The sequence below is a fragment of the Mariniflexile maritimum genome, assembly GCF_009746565.1.
Classification (GTDB): domain Bacteria; phylum Bacteroidota; class Bacteroidia; order Flavobacteriales; family Flavobacteriaceae; genus Mariniflexile; species Mariniflexile maritimum.
Map to the genome: position 1 here is coordinate 37,845 of NZ_WRPN01000002.1, position 25,564 is coordinate 63,408.

Consider the following 25,564-nt stretch of genomic DNA (forward strand, 5'->3'; position numbering starts at 1 on the left):
CGCTACCTTATGTCTCTTGCGTTTTTTACCACTTGGCATAAATAGTGTCTTTTAAATTAATAATTTATTTGAATGTTTTATTTAACGTCCACATTTGTTTTAACGCCTTCAACAAAAACTTTTGCCGGCTTAAATGCAGGGATATTATGAGATGGTATTTTTATGGTAGTGTTCTTTGAAATGTTTCTACCTGTTTTTTCAGCTCTTGTTTTAATAATAAAGCTACCAAAACCTCTTAGGTACACATTATCACCACTTTCAAGGGAAGATTTTACTTCTTCCATAAATGTTTCAACAGTTGCTTGAACATCACCTTTTTCAATTCCTAATTTATCAGAAATTTTTGCTACTATATCAGCCTTCGTCATTTTAATATATTTTTTAAGTTACTATAAATTCTTAAAGGGATGCAAATATAGGAATTTAAAATTCAATATTTCAAACCTAATTCATTAAAATTTAAGATTATAAACGTTTATTTTTGTTTGCTGTATTTATTTAATAAATGAGATTCCCAAAAACAATAATCAACTGGTATTCAAACAACAAGCGCGAGCTCCCGTGGCGGCAAACTAAAGACCCTTATTTTATATGGCTTTCCGAAATTATTTTACAACAAACCCAAGTGGCTCAAGGCTTGCCCTATTACATGCGTTTTACCGAAACATTCCCCACGGTATTTCATTTGGCAAACGCCGATGAAAGCAGCGTTTTAAAGTTATGGCAAGGGTTAGGCTATTACTCTAGGGCGCGGAACTTGCATGCTACCGCAAAGGTTGTGGCGAACCAATTGCAAGGAAAATTTCCAAATACCTATAAAGATTTGTTGGCATTAAAAGGTGTGGGCGATTATACGGCAAGCGCCATCGCATCGATTTGTTTCGATGAGCCAACTGCGGTGGTTGATGGGAACGTGTACCGTGTATTGGCAAGGTATTTTGGTATTGCTACTCCTATAAACACCTCAAAAGGTTCCAAGGAATTTAAGGAATTGGCACAAAGCTTAATCGATAAAACCAATCCCGCAACCTTTAACCAAGCCATTATGGAGTTTGGCGCTACGCAATGTAAGCCCCAAAACCCCAATTGCGCCATCTGTCCTTTTAATGATAGCTGCATTGCATGGCATAAAAACAGCGTTGGGGCCTTGCCCGTAAAGCTAAAAGCAGCGAAAGCGAAAATAAAGCATTTTAATTTTTTGGTCTTCATTGGTTCTGATGGAAAAACCGTTTTAGAACAGCGCAAGGGCAAGGGCATCTGGCAAAACCTGTACCAATTTCCTTTAATTGAGACCAACGGAAACCTCTCGTTTGAAGCGTTTAAAGCTCTTGTTGAAACCCATCCGTTGGTAAAAAACAGTGTGTTTAAACTGTCTCTTTATAATGAAGAAGCCATCGTTCATAAATTATCGCACCAACATTTACATACCAAATTTTGGATTGTAAACATGAATGGTTCTTTGGAAAAAGGTATTTCAACAGAAAAAATACATCAATATCCCGTTCCCATTTTAATTGGCAATTTTATGGAGCAATTTAATTTTTGACGGGTTTCATGGTAGCAACCAAAAATTTTATTAATTTTAAAAAAACGGAGAGCAAGTCTTTAAAGTGCAAAGCAATTGAGTAATTTTGCTGTTCGATAAAAAAAACGATTATGTCTGGAACATTGAATAAAGTGATGCTCATTGGGCATTTGGGCGATGAGGTTAAAATGCATTATTTTGAGGGTGGTGGCTGCATAGGGCGGTTTCCTTTGGCAACAAACGAAACTTATACCAGCAAGCAAACTAACGAGCGCGTTACCAATACCGAATGGCATAATATTGTTGTTAGGAATAAAGCGGCCGAAATTTGCGAAAAATATTTAAGCAAAGGCGATAAAGTGTATATTGAAGGCCGATTGAAAACCCGTAAATGGCAAGATGACAGCGGTACTGAACGGTATTCAACCGAAATTTATTGCACCGATTTTACGTTTTTAAGCACTAAAAAAGAAAGCGAGGGCAATGCATCGAATGTTACAACGCCGCCAAAGCCTGCCGAAACTAAGGAACCAGACGCACCGCAGCCCATAGGCGATGAAGAAAACGATTTGCCATTTTAAAACCTCATTCTTAGAAACCATCATAACCCCGTATAACTAAAACAACATTATTTGGATCCTGGCCCCACGAGTTTTATAATTTTAATAATGGAAACTGATATTTCAACTTCCCTAGGTTATATATTATTGTTTGTTTTATTAGCGTGTTCGGCGCTTATTTCTGGGGCCGAAGTTGCCCTATTTTCACTTTCCAGAACCGATATTGAGAATGGTTTGGAAGCCAAGTCCAAACGCATCCAAATTATTACGAGCCTGTTAGAACGCCCCAAAAAACTCCTGGCAACTATTTTGGTGGCAAATAATTTTATAAATGTTGGCATCGTTATTTTATTTGCTTATTTAAGCAGCGATTTGTTTACGGTTATTGCTTCACCCATACTAAAATTTCTGGTTGAAGTGGTTATTGTTACCTTTTTGATTTTGCTTTTTGGCGAAATCCTGCCAAAAATTTATGCCAGCCGAAACAATTTAAAATTTGCCACTTTTATGGCCTACCCGCTAAAGGCTTTAGATGTGCTTTTATCACCATTAAGTTTGCCCATGCGCAGTATTACCATTGCCATTCATAGCAGGTTGGGCAAGCAAAAATCCAATTTAAGTGTCGATCAGCTCTCACAGGCATTACAGCTTACAAGTGAAGAAGACACCACCCGCGAAGAACATAAAATATTGCAGGGAATCGTATCTTTTGGAAACACAGATACCAAACAGGTCATGCGCCCCCGCATTGATATTTTTGCCTTGAATATCGAGCAGAAATTTTCCGAGGTCATGCAGGAAATTGTAAAAAACGGTTACTCCCGAATCCCCATTTATAAAGACAATATTGATTCCATCCAAGGTATTTTATATGCTAAGGATTTACTGCCGTATTTAGAACGGAAACAGTTTGATTGGACCACCTTGATAAGGGAACCTTTTTTTGTGCCCGAAAACAAAAAACTAGACGATTTGATGCTTGAGTTCCAAGAGAAAAAAGTACACTTGGCAGTGGTGGTCGATGAGTATGGCGGTACATCGGGACTTATTTCCTTGGAAGACATCATCGAGGAAATTGTAGGCGATATAAGCGATGAGTTTGACGACGACGATTTAACCTATTCCAAATTAGACGATAACAATTATGTGTTTGAGGGCAAAACGGCGTTAAAGGATTTTTATAAAATCATTAAAATTGAAGACGACTCGGTTTTTGAAACCAGTAAAGGCGAAGCAGAGACCATTGCAGGCTTTGTGCTCGAAATATCAGGCAGTTTTCCAAAATTAAACAGTAAAATACATTTTAAAAATTACGTTTTTAAAATTGAGGCATTAGACAAAAAACGCATCAAATTGGTTAAGTTTACCATCACCTAAAAAACGGCCCATAAGATTTCAAAAAAACCAAAAACCCTTATGATTTTAAAACCAATTTCTATTAATAACATAAAAAGCTTCTTAATTTTGGGTTTCTTGATGCTTCAATCGTGCGGGCAAGATTACGTGCCAAAACCAAATGCATTTTTAAGGTTGGAATATCCAAAGGCACATTATAGAAGCATCAATTTAGAAACACCATTTTCTTTTGAAGTGAACGCATTGGCAACAAAAATCAAGGTGAAACAATTGGCGGCTCCCACCGAAAGTTTTGGCATCAACATCGAGTACCCAACACTAAAAGGCACCATTTTTTTAACTTATAAAGCCATTGCAAATGAAAAAAATTTGGTGGATTTTTTAACCGATGCCCAAAAATTTACTTTGGAACATACCATTAAAGCCGATGAAATTCCTGTGTTTCCTTATGAGAATAAAGCGCGAAAGGTGTACGGCATTTTTTCAGAAGTAAAAGGAAATGTGGCATCGCCAGCACAGTTTTATGTAACCGATAGCGTAAAGCATTTTTTAACCGGCTCGCTTTATTTTTACGCCAAACCAAACTACGATTCCATTTTACCAGCAGCAAATTACTTGCAAAAAGATATGGCACACATTATGGAAACCTTGCACTGGAAATAAATGAATACCTCTCTAAAAAATTATAAAAGCATTTTAAATATGCTTTTATAAAAAAAACCACTATCTTTTACAGGAGTAGTGGTTTTTTTTTTTTTTTGATTAGGTAGGCCTAAGCAACGTTGGGTGTTTTTATAAAGATTAACCGGTTTTGCCAATTAAAGCGCATAAAAAAAGCCGGACGTTTGTCCAGCTTTTTTTGCCCCAAATCTACCATGAACTTAACCTACTTATGTTATGGTACTACCAATTTATAGGTATTTTAGAAATTCTTATTATTTATTAGATGAACGGTATATTTTTTAGGTTTAAATGTAATTTTAGCAATGTTTAGTGCTTAAAATTAGGTATAGCGCAATTAATAGGCGCGCTCTTTATTGCCTTCGTAAAAATTAATAAATGCCCTATTTACAACACGGTTACCACCATCGGTTGGATAGTTTCCTGTAAAATACCAATCGCCTAAATGGTCGGGACAGGCTTTATGTAAATTTTCAACCGATTGGAAAATAATATTCACCTCAGCCTTAATGCTTTCATCGCTTAAAAGGCTGGCTATTTTTGCCGAGATCTGTTCATCTGTAAAGGGCTCGTAAATCTCTTTTACAAAGTTTTGCACGTGTTTGTCGTCCAAATCCGTTTGTTGTACACATTTATCATAAACCTCTTTTACAATATGGTATTTATTGGCGTCCTTTAATAACTCAAGTGCAGCCCTAAAAGCTACCAAACTTTCAAGATTTGCCATATCAATGCCGTAACAGTCGGGATAGCGAATTTGCGGTGCCGATGAAACCACTACTATTTTTTTAGGGTTTAAGCGATCTAGCATTTTTAAGATACTTTTTTTAAGGGTCGTGCCTCTTACAATGCTATCGTCTATAATTACCAAGTTATCGGTTGGTTTTATAACGCCATAGGTTACGTCGTACACGTGGGCAACTAGGTCGTCGCGACTACTGTCTTCGGTAATAAAGGTTCTTAGCTTTACGTCTTTAATGGCTATTTTTTCAACACGGATGCGCTCTGATAAGATTTCGGTTACCTTTTCTGCCGAAATGGAGCGTTGCCCCGTTAAAATAGCTGCGGTTTTCTTTTTGTTAAGTGCTGCTTCGGCCGTTTCTATCATGCCAAAAAAGGAAGTTTCCGCTGTATTTGGTATATATGAAAACACGGTGTTTTTGGTGTCATTATCAATGGCTTCCAAAACTTTTGGCATTAATAGTTTTCCTAGCATTTTCCGTTCTTGGTAAATTTCGGCATCGCTTCCGCGGGAAAAATAAACACGTTCAAACGAACAGGCTTTGCGCTCTAAGGGCTCTAATATTTTTTTGATGAGAACTTTGCCCGATTTTTTTGTGATGATGGCATGTCCGGGCTCTAATTCTTTCACATCTTCAAAAGCAACGTTGAAAACGGTTTGTATCACAGGACGTTCTGAAGCTATCACCACAATTTCTTCATCTTGGTAGTAATACGTGGGCCTAATACCTGCGGGGTCCCGTAAAACAAAGGCGTCGCCATGGCCAATAAGTCCTGCCATGGCATACCCACCATCCCAATTTTTTGCGGCTTTTCTTAAAATTTTGGCAACGTTTAAACGCTCTGCAATTAAGGGCGACGCTTCCATTTTACTGTAACCTTCTTTTTTTACGTCTTTATAAATTTTGCTCACAGCGTCGTCAAGGAAGTGCCCGATTTTTTCCATTACGGTAATGGTATCGGTATATTCTTTTGGATGTTGCCCTAAACGGATAAGGTTGGCAAATAGCTCTTTAACGTTTGTCATGTTAAAGTTTCCTGCCATGATAAGGTTTCGGTGCATCCAGTTGTTCTGTCTTAAAAAGGGATGGACACTCTCCACACTGTTTTTTCCGAAGGTGCCATAGCGCACATGCCCCAATAGTACTTCGCCAATGTAGGGTATGTGCTTTTTTTGAAGCGCAACATCGTCGGCATATTCAGGATGTGCCATGAGCTCGTTGTTTACGCGTTCGTTTATTTGGGCAAAAATATCCTGAATGGGTTGTTGGGCAATGGAGCGCACACGGCTAATGTAGCGTTCGCCCGGTTTGGTGTTTAGCTTAATACTTGCAAAACCCGCGCCGTCTTGCCCACGGTTGTGCTGTTTTTCCATCATTAAGTACATTTTATTAACACCATAAAATGCGCTTCCGTATTTTTCCTTATAAAATTCCAACGGTTTTAAAAGTCTGATTACCGCTATGCCACATTCGTGTTTTATTGCATCACTCATTTTAAAAAGATTTTGGCTTTACTGAATTAATTTTGTGTGAAATTGTTGAATTTATAAACCCTTGGTTTCACAGATATGCTAAATTTTTATTCAAATTAAAAACGCGCCCTGATTTGAGCGCGCTGGTTTATCCTAATTTTATTTCAAATTGTGTTAATTGCTTAAATTGTAACAAGCGTTTATGGATTTCTTCGTTTTTCAAGTGCTCCATGCGCAGTGTTCCAAATTTTTCAACACAAAATGATGCTAAAGTCGAGCCATAAATTACGGCGTTTTTCATGTTTTCAAAAGAAATATCGCCTGTTTTGGATAGGTAGCCCGCAAAACCGCCCGCAAAGGTGTCGCCGGCGCCCGTGGGATCGAAAACTTCTTCCAAAGGTAGCGCTGGGGCGTAAAACACATGTTCATTGTGAAATAACAGGGCACCATGCTCTCCTTTTTTGATGACTACATATTTTGGCCCCATGGCATGTATTTTTCTGGCAGCGACAACCAACGAGTATTCTCCGGTAAGTTGTCTGGCTTCTTCATCGTTTATGGTAATAACGTCAACGCGTTTCATAACTTGGTGCAGGTCTTCTAAGGCGCTATCCATCCAAAAATTCATGGTATCCAAAACAACTAATTTTGGTTTGTTCAGCATTTGGTCCAACACACTTAATTGGACGATGGGATGCAGGTTTCCTAACACCACAATGTTGGCATCGCGGTAATGTTTTGGAACAACGGGATTAAAATTGGCCAGGGTATTTAATTCCGTAACAAGGGTGTCGCGCGAATTCATGTCGTTATGATACTTACCGCTCCAGAAAAAAGTTTTACCATTTTTAACAATTTCAATGCCCGAAATGTCTATGTTTTTGCGAGATAGAAGGTCTAAATATTCTTGTGGAAAATCGCTTCCAACCACCGAAACAGCAGCAATATCGATATCAAAATGGGCAGCCGCTAAGCCAATGAATGTGGCAGCACCACCAAGAATTTTGTCGGTTTTCCCGAAAGGCGTTTCAATAGCATCAAACGCTACGGTGCCAACAATAACTAATTTGCTCATTAAAGGGTGTGTGATATTTTTGTGCAAATATAAGTTTTTTAGCCACTAATGCACGAATATTTTTTGGAATGTAAAACAATATGAAATTTTGTTTTTTAATGTATAAAATATGTATATTTATCGTAAATAATACGATATGGCATCAAATAAAAAACGCAAAGAAGTTATTTTAAATGAAGAAACGATAGCGATACTTCAAGAAAAGGCAAAAAGACAAGGAAGAAACCTGAAAAATTATATGGAGTTTGTTTTGTGTGAGGATGCAAATAGCTTTTTAGAAGAACCCAAAGCTTTAGAGATACGAAAAGCCTTACTTTTAAGTAGGACCCAAAGTGAAGCGGGATTGGTAAAAACCAATGAAAATGTTATTAATGCTGCAAAAAAGAGAGTAAATGCGCATAGTGTGGACAAAGCAAGCTGAAGATTCTTTTAGTGCAACTATAGATTATTTGTTGGAAACTTGGACGGTTAAAGAGTCCAAAAATTTTATCGACTTAACAGAAGCGATTACTGATAGAGTAGCATTAAATCCAAAATTATTTAAAGCTTCTGTTTTTGATAAAGAAAGTAGAGAAGCAGTTATTACGAAGCATACCAGTTTGTTTTACAGGATTTTAAATAATGATATTATTGAAATTGAATATTTTTGGAATAACAACAGAAATCCAAATATTAAGGGAAAAACGATAAAACAAAAATAAGATCACTTCCTTCCAAAATCGGCAGGAATTTCGCCCCATGCCTTGGTTTCCCATTTAACGATAATAGTCGTGTAAGTATTGGTTTTAAGCCAGTTTTCAGCTCTGTTAACCAACTCAAAAAGTGCTTTGTTTTTTTCGTTGGGAACTAATTTAGAGTTACAGGTCTTTTTTTTAACCCAACTCATGGCGGTTTTGCTATCGGTATATAAAATACGGTCGCTATTGTTTTTTTTAAGTAATGCCAACCCATGTACTATGGCCAAAAACTCGCCAATGTTGTTGGTGCCCTCTTCAAAAGGGCCCTGAATAAAAAGTTGCTTTTTGGTTTTGGTGTCCACGCCGCGGTATTCCATTTTTCCGGGGTTTCCGCTGGAAGCGGCATCAACCGCTATGGAATTTAGGTTAGGCTGCCCTATTTTTTTTAATTGTTCGGCTGATAAACTGGTTTTAAATTCGGTTTTCTTTCCAATATAATCAAAATAGTTGCCTTTTGAAGCTTCTTTGGCGGCATCAAAACTTTCAAACGCTTTGTATTGTGCACCTTCAAAATTGGTTATTTGTGCTTTACAGTCGTTCCAGGTTTCAAAAATGCCCGTTTTGTGGCCTTTCCAAACGGTATAGTATTTTTTCTTTTTTTTTGACACAGATTTCACGGATTTTTACAGATTATTGAAAATTTCTTAACTAATCTCTTACATATTTATCATTATGTGGATACCATTGAGTTGAAATAGCATAGGAATAGTTATCATGTTCGATTTCAAATTTCCAAGTCCATCTGTTTACATTTTGATTTCTTATTAGTTCCCTTTTTTCAACTTTAGAAAGATTCTTTGATGCTCTGATTAAAAGCGGAAAGTCAATATTAAATTGCTTTTTTGAGTAACTCTTGTCGCAATACTTCGACAGTTCTGATTCTGGTAGAAGCCTCAATTCATCAAAATTTTTTTGCTAAATTTCTTTGTTTGAAAATAATCTATTTTGGTTTTTTCGAGTTTCCATTTTCAGAATTTAAAATTCCTTCTACCACCTTCGGAAAATGTTCCATTTCCAGTTCATGTATTTTTGCGGCCACATCTTCAACACAATCATGGGCTTCAACCTCACATCTTGCTTGAAAAATAACGGTGCCTTCATCATAATGTTCATTAACATAATGAATGGTAATGCCCGTTTCAGTTTCTTTATTGGCAACAATGGCCTCGTGTACATGCATACCAAACATCCCTTGGCCACCATATTTTGGAAGTAGTGCCGGGTGCACATTTATAACCTTATTTGGGAATTCATTGAGAATAAATTCAGGAAATTTCCATAAAAAACCAGCCAAAACAATCAAATCGGGCTTGGAGGCCTTTAAAATATTGAGAACATCATTGGTTTTGCTAAATGCAATACGATTAAATGAAAGCGCACTTACGCCAAGTGCTTTACAACGATCTAAAACTTTGGCATGAGGATTGTTAGTTAACACTTGAACAACACACGCCTTATCGCTGTTTTGAAAAAATTTGATTAAATTCTCAGCATTCGTACCGCTTCCAGACGCAAAAATTACTATTCGTTTCATGTTAACTTCTATTTTTTTTAAGTTTTAGGGGCATTATCACGTTAAACAACCTATGTTTTCCAGATTTTTTCATTTTTTTTATCACATTACAACCAATAATGCGAACTTGTTCAGGCAAAAAAAAGAATAAATATTAACAAATTAATAGCTAAAATAAAATAGTTAAAACTTATTTACTAAATTACAATCACATTTTTGTAGTAAAGATGTGTTTTAAAAATAAAGTTTTTTATTTTTGCGACTTAATTAAAACCTTAAATTAAAAGATTATGTCAGACATTGCATCAAGAGTAAAAGCGATTATCGTGGACAAATTAGGAGTTGATGAGAACGAAGTTGTAACTGAAGCGAGCTTCACTAACGATTTAGGAGCAGACTCTTTAGACACTGTAGAATTAATAATGGAATTTGAAAAAGAATTCGATATCCAGATTCCAGACGATCAAGCTGAAAATATCGCAACAGTTGGTCAAGCTATCTCTTATATAGAAGCTGCAAAATAAGCAAAAACATTTTATGGAATTAAAGCGAGTTGTAGTCACAGGATTAGGGGCTTTAACACCTATTGGCAATACCAAGGATGATTTTTGGAACGGCTTAATAAGTGGTAAAAGCGGCGCTGCGCCTATAACCTATTTTGACACCGAAAAGTTTAAAACCAAATTTGCTTGCGAACTAAAAAACTTTGTGGCAACCGATTTTATCGATAGGAAACTGGCAAGCAGAATGGACCGGTTTACCCAATACGCCATGGTAGCGGCCGATGAAGCCATTGCCGATGCAAAGCTAGACCTTGGCGCCATTAATAAATTGCGGGCAGGTGTTATATGGGGAGCAGGTATTGGCGGTTTGGAAACATTTCAAGATGAAGTTTTAAACTTCGCCAAAGGAGATGGTTCGCCCAGGTTTAATCCGTTTTTTATTCCTAAAATGATTGCCGACATCGCGCCAGGTAACATTTCCATAAAATATGGATTTATGGGGCCTAATTACACAACGGTTTCTGCGTGCGCCTCATCTGCAAACGCCATGTTCGATGCTTTAAACGCCATTAGGCTGGGGCATTGTGATGTGGTAATAACTGGCGGAAGCGAAGCAGCGGTTACCATTGCTGGAATGGGTGGCTTCAATGCCATGCATGCCCTTTCAACCAGAAACGAAAGTCCAGAAACGGCCTCACGTCCATTTGACGCAACCAGAGATGGTTTTGTTCTTGGTGAAGGCGCTGGCGCACTCGTTTTGGAAGAATACGAACATGCCAAAGCGCGAGGTGCCAAAATTTATGCTGAGTTTGTTGGAGGCGGTCTGTCATCCGACGCTTACCACATGACGGCGCCACACCCTGATGGCATTGGCGTTATGGCCGTTATGAGAAATTGTTTAGAAAATGCAGGTTTAAAACCAGAAGATGTGGACCATATAAATACCCATGGCACATCAACACCGCTAGGTGACGTTGCAGAACTAAAAGCAATTTCAGAAGTATTTGGCAGTCATGCAAAGACCATAAATATTAATTCAACAAAATCAATGACCGGCCACTTATTAGGTGCTGCCGGTGCTATTGAAGCCATTTCTACCATTTTGGCCATGGAAAACGGCATCGTGCCTCCAACCATTAACCACACAACGGTAGATGAAAACATTGACCCAGAATTAAATTTAACCTTAAACAAGGCACAAAAACGCAACGTAAAAGTAGCAATGAGTAATACATTTGGATTTGGCGGACATAACGCTTGTGTATTATTCAAGAAATTAGACTAAATCCCGAATGAAGTACATTCGTAACATATTGAATTCCCGTTTTAAACGCAACGGGAATTTTTTTATGGCCCTAATCAAGATTCTGGAGTTCAAGCCCAAGGACGAAAAATTCTATAGAAAAGCCTTCACGCACCGTTCCATGAACATCAAGGACAGCAAAGGGAACGCCATTAATTACGAACGCTTGGAGTTTTTGGGCGATGCCATGTTAAGCGCCGTTATCGCATCGCATTTATATCGCGAAGTACCATCGGGCGATGAAGGCTACCTAACCAAAATGCGCTCTAAAGTAGTAAGCAGGGAACATTTGAACGAACTTGGAAAAGAACTCAACTTAATTGGCTTGGTTGAAAGTAAAATTCCGCCAGGTCAATTTGGCGACAATATCCACGGAAATTTGTTTGAGGCTTTAGTGGGCGCCATTTTTTTGGACCGAGGCTATAACTACTGTGAAAAATTTATCTACAATCGAATCATCATACCGTATGTTGATATTGAAACCCTAGAAGGCAAGGTTATCAGCTATAAGAGCCTTCTTATTGAATGGTGCCAAAAAGAAAAGAAAATATTTAGCTACCATGTTTACGAAGATACTGGCAATGATGATATTAGACACTTTTCGGTAAAACTATCCATAGACAATAAAGTAGTTGCAAAGGCAAGAGCAACCTCAAAGAAAAAAGCCGAAGAAAAAGCATCAAAACGCGCGTTTTTTGTGTTCCAGAACAAAATGTCGAAAATGATTTGATTTTTTTAAAATAAGCTGTTAACTACAACGTTTTAGTTGCTCTGTTCCTCAATATTCGTATTAGTTTTTTATTGATATGTTTTTTAAATACTATATTTACGGCATTTAAAATGAAACATGGCTGTTCACAAACTTATATTGGATGCTGATTTTGATGATGCCGATTACACGTTAATAGGCATCCATTGTAACATCGAAGATTACCGTTTGGCATATCTTTTGAACAAAAAACTGAACATCAGTCTCGCCAGAAAACGTTCCGATTTAGATGGCGGTAACGGAAAAACAGGCTTTTCAATTTTTGAATGGGAAGACGCAAAACGACTTATTACATGGAGTTTAGTGTCCAATACCTGCAAAAACGAAATCGTGCATCAAGGCAATCAAAAATCATTGTTCGATGCACAAGAAAAAATAATACAAACAACCTATCTAATACCAGAGTTCAAGGCTGTTAACTATTTTTTAAAGATAGAAAATGAATGTAGCGAAAGCAACGAAACATATATTTTAAATAAAATAGTGGAGATACCTCAAATAGCTACGGCCTTTGGTGTTGATAGTGATCAATTAAAATCAAAACACAATTTAATTTTTAGCTAATGCCAATAAGAAAAAAAACCAAAATAGTTGCCACGTTAGGACCCGCAACAAGCAATAAGGAAGTTTTAAAAGGAATGCTTGAAGAAGGAGCTAATGTTTTTAGAATAAACTTTTCACATGCCGATTATAACGATGTTGCCGAACGCATTAAAATGATACGTGAACTTAATGAAGAATTTGGCTATACCGCGGCAATTTTGGCAGATTTACAAGGGCCTAAACTTCGTGTGGGCGTTATGAAAGAAGAAGTTTTTGTAAACCCCGGCGATGAAATAACCTTTGTAACGGGCAAACGTTTTGAAGGCACCAAAGAGCGCGTTTACATGACTTATGATAGGTTTCCCCAAGATGCAAAACCCGGTGAGCGCATTCTTTTGGATGACGGAAAACTGATTTTTGAGGTCGTTTCAACCGATAAGAAAACAGAAGTTAAAGCACGTGTTATACAAGGTGGTCCTTTAAAATCTAAAAAAGGGGTTAATTTGCCCAATACCAACATTTCACAACCCGCCTTAACCGAAAAAGATATTGAAGATGCCATTTTTGCCATTGGGCAAGATGTGGACTGGATAGCGCTTTCCTTTGTGCGCCATGCCGAAGATTTAATGCAACTTCGCGATTTAATAGAAAAGCATAGCGACCACAAAATTCCCATTATTGCTAAAATTGAAAAACCCGAAGCGGTTGCCAATATCGATAAAATTGTGGCGCACTGCGATGGGATCATGGTGGCACGTGGCGATTTGGGTGTGGAAGTTCCTGCCGAGGAAGTGCCACTTATTCAAAAACAGTTGGTTTTACGTGCAAAAAAAGCTAGAATCCCTGTAATTATAGCCACCCAAATGATGGAAACCATGATTAATAGTTTAACACCAACCCGTGCCGAGGTTAACGACGTAGCCAACTCGGTAATGGACGGTGCCGATGCGGTGATGCTTTCAGGCGAAACATCGGTAGGTGAGTATCCTATTCAGGTAATTAGGCAAATGAGCAATATTTTAATAAGTGTGGAAAACTCCTCGTTAATAAAGGTGCCACAATTGCCTCCGCATATTCGTACAAACCGCTACATAACCAAATCTATTTGCTACCATGCGGCAAATATGGCCAATGAAATTAGCGCCAAGGCCATTTCAACATTAACCAACAGTGGTTATACCGCTTTTCAAATTTCGGCATGGAGACCGCTATGCCATATTTTGGTATTTACCTCAAACAAGCGCATCTTAACACGATTGAGCTTACTTTGGGGCGTACGCGCTTTTTACTATGATAAATTTGTAAGCACCGACGAAACGATTGAAGATGTGAATGCAATAGCCTGCAAAAAAGGATATTTGGAAGAAGGAGATATGCTCATTAGTTTAGCCGCTATGCCAATTCAAGATAAAGGAATGGTTAACACCCTTCGTGTAACCGAAATAACAAACTGCAAGATTTAGTTTTTTTGAATAAAATAAACAGGAATAATTTTGACTTTTTAAGGGTTGTTTTTGCTGCAACCGTAGCAATTGCCCATCTTATCGAATTAAGTGAAGTTTCTGTTTTTCAGCCCTATTTAAACTTATTTAATACCCGTTTAGCAATAGACGGGTTTTTTGTTATTAGTGGGTTTTTAATTGCTAAAAGTTATGAAAACAGTCAAAGTGTCAATGATTACATTTTTAGAAGAGTTAAAAGGATTGTACCGGCCTATTTTTTTGTAATTGTATTTTGCGCACTGCTTTTTTCGTTAATCTCAAGTTATTCCATTCAAAGTTATTTTTTTAGTGGTCAATTTTGGAGCTACTTGGCAGCCAATTTAACCTTCCAAAATTATTTACAGCCATGCCTACCCGGTGTGTTTCAAACCAATGCCATTTGTGCTGTAAACGGTGCTTTGTGGACCATTAAAATTGAAGAGGCTTTCTACCTTTTATTGCCTGTTTTTTATTGGTTGGTAAAAAACAAGAAAATAAATATTTTTGTTTTGAGCGGCATCGTTTATGTGGGCTCCGTTACTTATTTTAATTATTTCGTAGCCATTGACCACTACCGAATTGCCAAGCAATTGCCCGGTGCACTTGCCTTTTTTGTAGTTGGCATACTGTTTTATAAAAACTTTTCATATTTGCTTAAGCAAAAGCACTATGTTATTGTGCCTTGTTTGGTCTTGTTCTTTTTGGAACAGTACGTTTGGGGCACCCACTTTTTAAAGCCCATAACCTACGGTTTTATGGTATTTTATTTTGCCTATGGTTTTAGCTTTTTAAATAATTTTGGGAAGTATGGCGATTTTACATACGGCATTTATATTTACCATTTTCCATTAATTCAACTAGCGGTGTTTCTTGGGTTGTTTCATTCAAACAAACCATTTCTGGTGGGTGTGTTGGTGTTATTGACCACGCTTGTTTTGGCAGTTTTATCGTGGCATTTACTGGAATTACGCTTTTTGTCAAGAAACAGGAAGTTGAGGCAAAAAGAGTTGTTGCGTAATGGCTAATTTTTTTTACACGTGTTAAAACTCGAATTTTAACTGTACGCTCACCGTTTTTTGCTCTGCTGTTTTTTTGGTTTCAGTATTCAAATGCGATAACGAAATACCCAACAAACGAACCGAATTGCTCAACCGTTCCTGGTACAGCAACTCTTTGGAGGTTTCAAAAATCAAGGCTTTATCATTAATAAAATAGGGCAAGGTCTTGCTGCGTGTTTGAAGCGTAAAATCGCTATATTTTATTTTTAAGGTTACCGTTTTGCCTGAAACTTTACTTTTTATTAAACGGCGCGATACTTCATCGGCAATATGGTCTAATTTTTCAAGCATGAAGATTTCGCTTGACAGGTTTTCATTAAAAGTACGTTCGGCAGCCAAACTTTTCCGTATTCTATTGGGCTTCACTTCGCTGTTATGAATGCCTCGAACCACATAATAATAGTATCTGCCCGATTTTCCAAAATGTTCATCCAAATAATCGATGGATTTTTGTTTTAAATCGTTTCCTGTAAAAATGCCCAATTGGTACATTTTATCGGCAGTTACCTTTCCAACGCCATAAAATTTCCTAATATCCAGTTGTTCCAAAAAAGCAATAACATCTTCAGGATTTACGGTTTTTTGGCCATTGGGCTTATTATAATCGCTAGCAACTTTGGCCACAAATTTGTTAATGGAAATGCCCGCAGAGGCCGTTAGCCCAATTTCATTAAAAATACGTTCCCGAATTTCTTTTGCAATTAGCGATGCGCTTGGGTTGCCTTTTTTATTGTTTGTAACGTCCAGATAAGCTTCATCCAGCGAAAGCGGTTCTACCAAATCGGTGTAATCATAAAAAATTTTGCGTATTTTTTTTGAAATTTCGGTGTAACGTTCAAAATTAGGTCTGACAAAAATGAGCTGCGGGCATAATTTTATTGCCAAATTTCCAGACATGGCGCTTTTTACGCCAAATTTTCGTGCTTCATAACTGGCAGCGCTAATAACGCCACGTTTGCCATGGCCACCCACCGCAAGCGGTTTTCCTTTTAATTGGGGGTTATCCATTTGCTCGACAGACGCATAAAACGCATCCATATCAACATGAATGATTTTTCGAATTGGTAAATCGCTAAACATAGTGTAAATTTAGGCATTAAATGCCATATTTTTATGGGCAATTTAGTGTGTGGACCATTGAGATGAGTTGGTAGGGTCAATAAAATTTTGAATAGTTTCAAAAGCAAATAAGGCTGAATGATGTTTAAAATACTGACTACCTTTGGTTGTTGAAAGCATGGGGAATAACGCAAAACACCTTCTTTAAATACTGAAAAAAGATGAAACGTATTATATTTATTTTAATAGCAACTGTTGGGTTTATTGCTTGCAAAACGCACCGTGAACCCGTAAAAAAATCGATGAAGGACATGAAAGAAGCACTCAGTGCAAAAGGCTTCCAGACCTTCGATTATGTTGATGAAACAACAAAGGACACCATTTTAATGCAGCAATATTTTATGGCCTTTTTAAAAAGCGGCCCCACCCGTTCTCAAACAAAAAAAGAAGCGGATAGTCTTCAAACGTTACATTTAGCACATTTAACCAAGATGTACAAGTTAGGGTATGCCGATATTTCTGGTCCTTTTGGAGATAACGGCGATATTAGGGGCATAACCATTTACAATGTGCCTACACTTAAAATGGCCGATAGTTTGGCAAATGCCGACCCCATGGTTAAAGCAGGACGTTTGGTTATAGAAATACACCCGTGGTGGGCCGCTAAAGGATTTTCACTTAGATAATGCTCAAGATTTTAAAAATTGGTTATTGGATTGTAAATATTGCAATAATAACAAGGCTTTTGGCCATTCATTTTATTATAAAGGAACGTAGTTATACCGATTCGATAAACTTCTATAAATATCCTTTGCCCGTAATTATTGCGGTTATTTTAGGACTGTCCATTTTTCTTTACAAACGAAAATACAATGTGATATTGGCAGGTATTTTATTGGTTATTTGGCTTGGGCGAAGTTTTAAAATACATATTCCGGAAACGGTTGATGGCACCGATTTAGAAATCGTGTTCTGGAATGCATCGCGCGATAACGGCCTTGAAGGTGCCTTTAGTGAAAATGAAGGTATTCCTGATATTCTGGTTTTGGTAGAATCGAAACCTAACAACATTGAAAATTTTAAAGCGAAATACCCATCGTATTACCTTTATAAATCGCAACGGGAAATGTACGTGTTCTCTAAAACACCCCTTCATATTGAAAGTCAGCATACCTCCCCATACAATTCAACGGTCATACAGTTCCAAACACGCAACATTCATTTTTATGCCGTCGATGTTACCGGTAGTATGGATGTACCCCGTGAATGGGAACTGGGTTTTGTTAACAAGTTGCTTAGCACAAACCAAAGAGCCGTTATTTTGGGCGATTTCAATTTGCCATACGAATCCAAACACCTAAAGCGCCTAAAAACAAATTTTAACCATGCATTTAATAAAAAGGGGAATGGCTTTAGGGAAACATGGTTTTGGAACCTGCCATTGCTTTCGCTCGATCATATTTGGATATCAAAAGATTTAAAAATTCTTAAAACAAAAAAAATACACACTTTCAAATCAGATCATGCCATGCTTAAAACCTATATTCGGCCATGATGTGTTGTTTTCTGTCTTTCTTTCAGCCTCTAGCATATCGCAAAAACAATAATATGTGGAAACCAAGAACACTAAAAGAAATTTTATATTTTTGGAACAGTAATTGTAATTCACTGGTTTAAAAAAGAGTTGTTTATAAAAGCACATTACAATTCCCCAATAAAGAAATGAAAAAGATACTACTTATACTAACAACAATATGTGTGGCGCAACTAGCTTTTGCACAACAAGAATCGGCATTTGCCGAGGGCGAATGGATTAGGTTTAAAATGAGTTATAGCGGTTTTTTAAAAGCAGGCACCGCCACCCTTACGGTAAACGAAACAAAATTTAACGGTAAAGATGTGTACCATGTGGTAGGAAAAGGCTGGACATCGGGCATGATTAAATGGTTTTTTAAGGTGAAGGATCGCTATGAAAGCTATTTTGATAAGAAAGCATTGGTGCCCTATAAGTTTATCAGGAATATTGACGAAGGTGGCTACACGAAAGATATTGAGATTGATTTTAACCAAAGTGCAAACAAGGCTTTAGTAAACGATAAAAAAAACAATACCAAAAAAGAGTTTTCCACACCGGCAAACATCCAGGACATGGTTTCAACGTATTATTATTTGCGCAATACCATCGATATTAACAAACTTAAAGTGGGCGATGAGTTTAGAACCAATATGTTTTTTGATGAAGAGAGCTACGGGTTTAAACTGCAATATTTAGGCGAGGATGTTATTGATACCGATTTTGGCAAAGTTGAAGCCCTTAAATTTAGGCCCTATGTAATGGCAGGACGCGTATTTAAAGAAGAAGAAAGCCTAACGCTTTGGGTATCGAAAGACAAAAATAAAGTGCCTTTACGCTTGAAGGCCGATTTACGGATAGGCTCATTACGCGCCGATTTGGATGCTTTTAAAGGTTTGAAATACCCCTTTAAAATACAGGTTAACAATTAACTGGCAACCTCTTAGCCATCTGTAAAATTAATAACCTACCGGTTTCTTCAAACAAGGTTATTTGATTCAAAAAAGACAGAAAAACGCCTTATAGCGCGTTGGCCGCTGTCTATCCGTAGATTTCTTGTTAAAAACCGTTATAATTCGGCTAAAAAAAGCAACATATTAACAGTTTTTGAAGAAAGTTATAAATACGAATTCACTAAATTTGGAAAATTTTTAGCACAATTCCATTGGCCTTTACCGGGTTTAAACCAAACGAACGGGATTTTGCTTGCCAAAACACCAAATAATTACATAATAACCGGATTTAGTTGCCGATATAACAAAATATTGAATGGGTAAAATACATGCATCCAAAGCATTAAAAAAGAAGTTTAATTTCAAATTTATAGCTCGAAAAACAGTCATTAACGGCATACTAATAGCACTAATCGTGTCGGTTTTTGTAGGCTGCAAACAAAACGAACAACCCGTTGAAGAAGTAATAGTTGAAAAACCTGCCGATATTTATGAATTCGGTTTCAACCTAAGCAACTTTGTTGTAAAAAGGGATACGATAAGAAAAGGCGATAGCTTTGGTGCCATTTTAGAACGCTACAAACTAGACTATACAAAAATATTTTCCATTGCTGAAAAAGCGAAGGATACCTTTGATATACGAAATCTTCAAATAGGTAAACCCTATACGATGTTGTGCGCAAAAGATTCCTTGCAAACACCAAAAACCTTTATTTATCAGCCCAATCAAGAGGAGTATTTGGTTATCAGTTTTCACGACTCCATTCATGCCTACACCAGTAGGAAACCCATTAAATATGTTGAAAAAACAGTAACCGGCGTTATTAACAATAGCATTTCACAAACACTGGACCAAAAAGGGATAAGCCCCGTACTTACCAATATGCTTGCCGAACAAATATATGCGTGGACCCTTGATTTTACACGATTTCAAAAAGGGGATTCATTTAAGGTTATTTATACTGAAAAATATATTGACGATACCATTTATGGCGGCATCCAACATGTAAAAGCGGCTATATTTAACCATAAAAACACGCCCTATTATGCCTTTAGGTTTAAAACAGATTCCATAAAAAATACTTACGAATATTATAATGAGGCCGCTAAAGATTTACGTCGGGCGTTCCTAAAAGCACCCGTTCAGTTCAGTAGGATTTCATCGCGATACAACCTGAATAGGCGTATTGCCTATTATGGCTTCGCCCTTCGCCCGCACAAAGGCACCGATTTTGCCGCTCCCATAGGCACCCCCATTTTAGCAACTGCAAACGGTACGGTTACCGAATCGCGATACAAGGGCGGTAACGGCAATTATGTAAAAATAAGGCACAATGCCACCTACGAAACACAGTATTTGCACATGCAACGCCGCAAAGTAAACGTTGGCGATCACGTGAAACAAGGCGACGTTATTGGTTGGATAGGAATGACGGGCAACACAGGCGGCCCCCACGTATGCTACCGTTTCTGGAAAAACGGCAAACAAATTGACCCGTTAAAAGAAAAATTATCAAATTCCGAACCTATTGCAGAAGCCCTAAAACCAGCTTATTTAGCGTTTATTAAACCCCTTAAATTGCAATTGGACGGTCTGCCCATTTTTGATGAATCAAAGGAAAAAGAAGTAAAAAATACAATAAAACAAAAAAAATAAATCATGGCGTTACCAACCATCAACCCAACTACAACTTCCGCTTGGAAGAAACTTCAAGACCATTACAGCAAAATCAATACCGTACACATGAAAGATTGGTTTGCCAAGGATAAAGAACGTGCAAATAAATTCACCATAAAATGGGACGATTTTTATGTAGATTTCTCAAAAAATAGAATCACTGAAGACACCATATCCTATTTATTGGAGCTGGCCAAAGAAGTTAAGTTGAAAGAGGCCATTACAAGTCAGTTTTCGGGCGAGCAAATAAACCAAACCGAAGCACGTGCCGTTTTGCATACCGCGTTGCGAGCACCAAAAACGGCCAACTTTAAAGTAGATGGCGTTAACGTGATGCCCGAAATATATGCGGTTAAGCAAAAAATAGAGGCTTTTACAAACGATGTTGTAAATGGAAACCTAAAAGGCTTTACCGGAAAAACCTTTACCGATGTGGTCAATATTGGCATTGGTGGCTCCGATTTGGGCCCTGCCATGGTGGTAGATGCACTTCAATACTACAAAAACCAGTTAACCACCCATTTTGTTAGCAATGTGGACGGCGACCATGTAAACGAAGTTATTAAAAAACTAAATCCAGAAACAACACTTTTTGTTATTGTTTCAAAAACATTTACCACACAAGAAACCCTTTCCAATGCCAACACCTTAAAAGCATGGTTTTTAAAAACGGGCAACGACGCTGCCATTGCAAAACATTTTGTGGCGGTTTCAACCAATATAAAAAACGTAAAAGCATTTGGTATTGACGAAAACAACATTTTTCCCATGTGGGATTGGGTTGGTGGTCGATTTTCACTATGGAGCGCCGTTGGTTTAACCATCAGTTTAGCCATTGGTTACAAAAATTTTGACAGTTTACTGCAAGGTGCCAACAAAATGGACGAGCATTTTAAAAATGAAGATTTTAAAACCAACATCCCCGTAGTTTTAGCGTTGCTTACCGTTTGGTACAACAATTTTTTTGGGGCTGAAAGTGAAGCCATCATTCCATATTCCCAATACCTAAACCAGTTTGCAACCTATTTGCAACAGGGCATTATGGAAAGCAATGGTAAAAGTGTTGATAGAAACGGTAAATCCATTGATTATCAAACTGGTACCATTATTTGGGGCGAACCGGGTACCAATGCCCAACACGCCTTTTTTCAATTAATACACCAAGGCACCAAGCTTATTCCTGCCGATTTTATAGGTTTTGCTACTTCACTACATGGAAACCAAGACCATCAAGATAAATTGATGTCGAATTTTATGGCTCAAACCGAAGCTTTAATGAACGGTAAAACCGAAGCAGAGGTAAAGGCCGAAGGTGCTTCCGCAGAACTCCTGCCCTTTAAAATATTTCAGGGCAACAAGCCAACAAACACCATTTTTATCAATCAGCTCACACCCGAAAGTTTAGGAAAACTAATTGCCATGTACGAACATAAGATTTTTGTACAGGGTATTGTTTGGAACATTTTTAGTTACGACCAGTTTGGGGTTGAATTGGGCAAGCAATTAGCCAACAAAATTTTAAAGGAATTTAGCGAAGGTGCCTCTCAATTGCATGACAGCTCTACCTTAAACTTATTAAATTATTATAAGCGTTTTTAATAAAAACATTCATTATTCTTATAGATTTAATATTAAGGGTGCGAATAATTAAAATATTCGTACCTTTTATATTTATTAACAAATTGGTTATTTGTTAACATTTTCTTAATGCTTATTGTTTTATTCTCCGTATTTTTGCCACGACTAATTCAATTAATTTAATTAATCTAAAGTTTATGAAAAAATTTACACGATTATTATTGATGTCTGTAGCGATATTATTTACTACAGTTGTGTTGGCACAAACTACCATTAAAGGTAAAGTTATAGATGCCGAAATTAACGCACCGTTACCTGGAGCAAATATTGTTGAAAAAGGTACAACCAATGGTGTTTCTTCAGATTTTGATGGAAACTTTATCTTAACTACCCAAACGTCATCTGGACAAATAGTTATATCCTATGTGGGTTATGGGACTGTAACAATAACGTTTTCAAGTAGTAAGGATTTAGGAAAAATATCCTTAGCTTCTGACAATTCATTAGATGAAATTGTGGTTACTGGAACTGGGGTAATCGACTTAGCTGAAGACAGAAAAACACCTATCGCGGTTTCTACAATTAAAGCAAATCAAATTCAAGAAAAAGGGGGTAATTCTGATTTACCTGAAATTTTAAAATCGACTCCTTCGGTACAATCTGTACAAAAAGGTGGTTTTGGCGAAGGTCAAATGTTTTTACGTGGTTTTGATCAAACTAATACTGCATTCTTATTAAATGGACAACCAATTAATGGCGTAGAAGATGGTAAAATGTACTGGTCCAATTGGTCGGGTGTTTTAGATGTAGCTAAAGCGGTACAGGTGCAACGTGGCTTAGGATCCTCAAAACTCGCCATTTCTTCAGTGGGTGGCACCGTGAACATTGTAACAAAAACAATTGATAGAAAAGAAGGCGGTTTTGTGCAACAAATGATAGCGAATGATAATTACATAAAAACAACAGCTTCTTACTCAACTGGTTTAATGTCCAATGGTTTTGCATTTACCGCATTATTAGGACATTGGCAAGGTGAAGGTTATGCCGACCATACAGACGGACAAGGGCAAACCTATTTTTTGTCTTTTGGATATAAATCCAACGAAAAAAATATCTTTAACTTCATGGTAACTGGCGCTCCACAATGGCATGCCGCCTCAGGATATAATACCTTGAAAACCTATTTAGAAAAAGGTAGAAAATATAACTTTGCATATACAGGAGTAGATAGTCCTAATACTATTAGCGAAGGTTATTATCCAGCTGGAAGAAATGTTTACCATAAACCTGTAGTCAACCTAAGCTGGGATTTGACAATAAATGATAATTCTTCGTTATCCACAGTAGCATATGCTTCTTTAGGAAGGGGTGGTTTTGGTTCAACATTAGCTTCTAAAGGTGTGCCAACTTATGTAAGAGGTTCAAATAACAACCATAATTGGTACGGTTTAGTAACAAATTACAACAATCAATTAAACGAAAATTTAAGTTTTAATGCTGGAGCAGATGTGCGTTTGTACAACGGTATTCATTTTAGAAGTGTTAATGAATTTTTGTCGGTTGAATCAGTAAATGCTACGAGTGCTTACAATGGAGGCGCTTATACTGTAACTAAAACTTATGGCGGACTTAACCCTTGGGGTTTATTGTTCAATCCGAATAATGATCACGCACAACGCCTTCATACTTATTATGACTATGAGGAAAAAATTAATTACGTAGGAGCTTTTGGTCAACTGGAATATACTCAAGACCAATTCTCTGCATTTTTTCAAGGGTCTGCTTCAACACAGTCTCATTTCAGAACAGAATATGGAGAGGCTAAAGTTAAAGGGAAATCTGAAGATTCTGATAAAATAAACAATACTGGCTTTAACGTAAAAGCAGGTGCAGCGTATAATTTAAACGACAACAATGTTGTATTTGCAAATGCGGGTTATTATTCTCGTCAACCTTACCATAGCGATTTATTTATTAATGACCGTTCTTCCAACCAATTAAATCCATTTGTTGAAGGCAACCAAAAAATAACCGGTTTTGAGGCAGGATATAAATTTTTAGGCGACATAATATCGGCCAACCTTAACGTATATCATACTACGTGGGACAATAAAGTAGATTATAGCTCCAAAGATACAGATAAAGATGGTTTAGCAGATCAATTTACTAAAACAAGTCCTTTGAAACAAGTCCATATGGGTGCTGAATTAGAAGTGTTTACACGTCCTTTTGATGGATTTACTTTTAACGGCTTTGTGTCAGTAGGAGATTGGCAGTATAAAGGGAATATCACGACTAGAACTACCGATGATGCTGGTGCTGTAATTTCCGAAGGAGCCACATCATACATAGACGGTGTTAAAGTGGGTGAAGCAGCACAGTTTACAGCTGGCATTAGTGCTGATTACGAAATTCTCCCCCGATTAAAAATTGGGGCAAACTGGAATCAATACGATAACTTGTACGGTGCCGCTGCTTTTGGTTCTAATGAATTTAAAACAGAAAACAATCGAGGTTCAATTAAATTGCCATCATACGATACTGTAGATACTGGAATTTCATATAAAATGTTATTAGGTGAAAACGACCAAAATTCATTACAGATTCGCCTAAATGTAAACAACGTTTTTGACGAAGTTTATATTGAAAACTCAAGAGATAATATCCACGTTGATGCAGACGATGTGGCCTGGAAAGGCGTGAATGTCAATAATGGGGTTTGGTTTGGTTATGGCAGGACTTGGAACTTAAGTATGCGTTACAACTTCTAATTCTACCCAATTTTAAATAATTTTAAAACCGCTTCTAAAAAAGAAGCGGTTTTTTTATGTTTTTAATTATTAAATTTGCTTTTTAAATTTTAAAACCTATAAATCATGTATGAAACTGTAAAAAACCTGCACTCTTATTGGGCCTATTTGGTGCTTTTAATTTTAATTATCGCTGTTGTAAATGCCTTGTTAAAAGTGTTTGGCGATAAAGCGTATGAAGCTAAAGATTTTAGGATATCATTATTTACCCTAATTGTTTCGCACATACAATTGCTTATAGGGTTATTGCTTTATTTTGTGTCGCCCAGATTTGAGCTGTGGGGCGAAATGGGCGGTGAAGTTATGAAAAACGCCGTAGCACGCCTGTATTTGGTGGAGCATCCGTTGGTAAACATTATTGCCATTGCCTTTATTACCATTGGCTATTCAAAACATAAAAAGAAATTAACATCGAAAGCAAAACTAAAGCCCATTGCTATTTTCTATACACTCGCTTTGGTACTATTTTTATCCAGAATACCATGGAGCGCTTGGTTAGGTAATTAAAACAAATACCAGTATTCAAATTTTAACAAAAACCCCGTACGTTTAAAACACTACGGGGTTTTTTTGCTTAAGTAGGGCAGTACCCTA

At 37.2% G+C, this 25,564-nt stretch carries 25 protein-coding genes; 19 read left to right on the plus strand and 6 right to left on the minus strand.

Annotated features, from left to right (window positions below):
• Positions 1-77 precede the first annotated feature (77 nt).
• Complete coding sequence (locus GQO80_RS02945) at positions 78-368, minus strand: HU family DNA-binding protein (protein WP_117173525.1); 291 nt, start codon at positions 366-368, stop codon at positions 78-80.
• A gap of 137 nt (positions 369-505) precedes the next feature.
• Between GQO80_RS02945 and mutY the strand changes: the two genes are divergently transcribed.
• The 4 genes from mutY (at position 506) to gldD (ending at position 4,104) form a co-directional block, all read left to right on the plus strand.
• Entirely contained in the window at positions 506-1,546 is a 1,041-nt protein-coding gene (mutY, locus tag GQO80_RS02950) for an A/G-specific adenine glycosylase (protein ID WP_157206847.1), read from the plus strand.
• A 110-nt stretch (positions 1,547-1,656) separates the two neighbouring features.
• Complete coding sequence (locus GQO80_RS02955) at positions 1,657-2,106, plus strand: single-stranded DNA-binding protein (RefSeq protein ID WP_157206848.1); 450 nt, start codon at positions 1,657-1,659, stop codon at positions 2,104-2,106.
• A 51-nt stretch (positions 2,107-2,157) separates the two neighbouring features.
• Complete coding sequence (locus GQO80_RS02960) at positions 2,158-3,462, plus strand: gliding motility-associated protein GldE (RefSeq protein WP_157206849.1); 1,305 nt, start codon at positions 2,158-2,160, stop codon at positions 3,460-3,462.
• A gap of 39 nt (positions 3,463-3,501) precedes the next feature.
• Positions 3,502-4,104 (plus strand): gliding motility lipoprotein GldD, encoded by a 603-nt coding sequence (gene gldD / locus GQO80_RS02965; protein ID WP_157206850.1) that lies wholly within the window; start codon positions 3,502-3,504, stop codon positions 4,102-4,104.
• 355 nt (positions 4,105-4,459) lie between these two features.
• On the opposite strand, the gene GQO80_RS02970 is transcribed toward gldD, so the two are convergent.
• Together GQO80_RS02970 and GQO80_RS02975 are read right to left on the minus strand one after the other, a co-directional pair.
• On the minus strand, positions 4,460-6,358 hold the full coding sequence (locus GQO80_RS02970; protein WP_157206851.1) for an amidophosphoribosyltransferase: 1,899 nt from the start codon (positions 6,356-6,358) through the stop codon (positions 4,460-4,462).
• 127 nt (positions 6,359-6,485) lie between these two features.
• On the minus strand, positions 6,486-7,412 hold the full coding sequence (locus GQO80_RS02975) for a PfkB family carbohydrate kinase (protein WP_157206852.1): 927 nt from the start codon (positions 7,410-7,412) through the stop codon (positions 6,486-6,488).
• A gap of 136 nt (positions 7,413-7,548) precedes the next feature.
• On the opposite strand from GQO80_RS02975, the gene GQO80_RS02980 reads away from it, so the two are divergent.
• Positions 7,549-7,833 (plus strand): hypothetical protein, encoded by a 285-nt coding sequence (locus GQO80_RS02980; RefSeq protein WP_157206853.1) that lies wholly within the window; start codon positions 7,549-7,551, stop codon positions 7,831-7,833.
• A complete protein-coding gene (locus GQO80_RS02985) occupies positions 7,814-8,113 on the plus strand; it encodes a type II toxin-antitoxin system RelE/ParE family toxin (RefSeq protein ID WP_198037717.1) in 300 nt (99 codons plus the stop codon). Before GQO80_RS02980 ends, GQO80_RS02985 begins: the two co-directional genes overlap by 20 nt.
• Positions 8,114-8,115: 2 nt before the next feature.
• Here the strand turns inward: GQO80_RS02985 and GQO80_RS02990 are convergent, their stop codons facing one another.
• Positions 8,116-8,757: a ribonuclease H1 domain-containing protein gene (locus tag GQO80_RS02990; RefSeq protein ID WP_157206855.1), complete on the minus strand. Its 642-nt coding sequence runs from the start codon at positions 8,755-8,757 to the stop codon at positions 8,116-8,118.
• Positions 8,758-9,089: 332 nt separating this feature from the next.
• Entirely contained in the window at positions 9,090-9,683 is a 594-nt protein-coding gene (gene purN / locus GQO80_RS02995; RefSeq protein WP_157206856.1) for a phosphoribosylglycinamide formyltransferase, read from the minus strand.
• Positions 9,684-9,952: 269 nt separating this feature from the next.
• On the opposite strand from purN, the gene GQO80_RS03000 reads away from it, so the two are divergent.
• The 6 genes from GQO80_RS03000 to GQO80_RS03025 all read left to right on the plus strand — a co-directional run bounded on the left by GQO80_RS03000 (position 9,953) and on the right by GQO80_RS03025 (position 15,286).
• Positions 9,953-10,186, plus strand: a complete 234-nt coding sequence (locus tag GQO80_RS03000) for an acyl carrier protein (protein WP_007647141.1) — start codon at positions 9,953-9,955, stop codon at positions 10,184-10,186.
• Positions 10,187-10,199: 13 nt separating this feature from the next.
• On the plus strand, positions 10,200-11,450 hold the full coding sequence (gene fabF / locus GQO80_RS03005) for a beta-ketoacyl-ACP synthase II (RefSeq protein ID WP_157206857.1): 1,251 nt from the start codon (positions 10,200-10,202) through the stop codon (positions 11,448-11,450).
• Between the two features lie 7 nt (positions 11,451-11,457).
• Entirely contained in the window at positions 11,458-12,198 is a 741-nt protein-coding gene (rnc, locus tag GQO80_RS03010; RefSeq protein WP_157206858.1) for a ribonuclease III, read from the plus strand.
• Between the two features lie 117 nt (positions 12,199-12,315).
• Positions 12,316-12,801 carry an IPExxxVDY family protein gene (locus tag GQO80_RS03015; protein WP_157206859.1) on the plus strand — a complete coding sequence of 162 codons (486 nt, stop codon included), beginning with the start codon at positions 12,316-12,318 and terminating at the stop codon, positions 12,799-12,801.
• Entirely contained in the window at positions 12,801-14,243 is a 1,443-nt protein-coding gene (pyk, locus tag GQO80_RS03020) for a pyruvate kinase (protein WP_157206860.1), read from the plus strand. The genes GQO80_RS03015 and pyk overlap by 1 nt, the downstream gene beginning before the upstream one ends.
• A 5-nt stretch (positions 14,244-14,248) precedes the next feature.
• Positions 14,249-15,286, plus strand: coding sequence for an acyltransferase family protein (locus GQO80_RS03025; protein WP_198037718.1), 1,038 nt, complete (start codon positions 14,249-14,251; stop codon positions 15,284-15,286).
• 15 nt (positions 15,287-15,301) lie between these two features.
• Here the strand turns inward: GQO80_RS03025 and dinB are convergent, their stop codons facing one another.
• Complete coding sequence (gene dinB, locus GQO80_RS03030; protein ID WP_157206862.1) at positions 15,302-16,399, minus strand: DNA polymerase IV; 1,098 nt, start codon at positions 16,397-16,399, stop codon at positions 15,302-15,304.
• A 200-nt stretch (positions 16,400-16,599) separates the two neighbouring features.
• On the opposite strand from dinB, the gene GQO80_RS03035 reads away from it, so the two are divergent.
• The 7 genes from GQO80_RS03035 (at position 16,600) to GQO80_RS03065 (ending at position 25,477) form a co-directional block, all read left to right on the plus strand.
• Positions 16,600-17,064: a YciI family protein gene (locus GQO80_RS03035; protein WP_157206863.1), complete on the plus strand. Its 465-nt coding sequence runs from the start codon at positions 16,600-16,602 to the stop codon at positions 17,062-17,064.
• Entirely contained in the window at positions 17,064-17,933 is an 870-nt protein-coding gene (locus tag GQO80_RS03040) for an endonuclease/exonuclease/phosphatase family protein (RefSeq protein ID WP_157206864.1), read from the plus strand. Before GQO80_RS03035 ends, GQO80_RS03040 begins: the two co-directional genes overlap by 1 nt.
• Before the next feature lie 167 nt (positions 17,934-18,100).
• Positions 18,101-18,883 carry a DUF3108 domain-containing protein gene (locus GQO80_RS03045; protein ID WP_157206865.1) on the plus strand — a complete coding sequence of 261 codons (783 nt, stop codon included), beginning with the start codon at positions 18,101-18,103 and terminating at the stop codon, positions 18,881-18,883.
• Between the two features lie 337 nt (positions 18,884-19,220).
• Positions 19,221-20,561, plus strand: coding sequence for a peptidoglycan DD-metalloendopeptidase family protein (locus tag GQO80_RS03050; RefSeq protein WP_157206866.1), 1,341 nt, complete (start codon positions 19,221-19,223; stop codon positions 20,559-20,561).
• Positions 20,562-20,564: 3 nt separating this feature from the next.
• Entirely contained in the window at positions 20,565-22,181 is a 1,617-nt protein-coding gene (gene pgi / locus GQO80_RS03055; RefSeq protein WP_157206867.1) for a glucose-6-phosphate isomerase, read from the plus strand.
• A gap of 176 nt (positions 22,182-22,357) precedes the next feature.
• Positions 22,358-24,931: a TonB-dependent receptor gene (locus tag GQO80_RS03060; protein WP_157206868.1), complete on the plus strand. Its 2,574-nt coding sequence runs from the start codon at positions 22,358-22,360 to the stop codon at positions 24,929-24,931.
• A gap of 105 nt (positions 24,932-25,036) precedes the next feature.
• On the plus strand, positions 25,037-25,477 hold the full coding sequence (locus GQO80_RS03065) for a hypothetical protein (protein ID WP_157206869.1): 441 nt from the start codon (positions 25,037-25,039) through the stop codon (positions 25,475-25,477).
• Positions 25,478-25,564 lie beyond the last annotated feature (87 nt).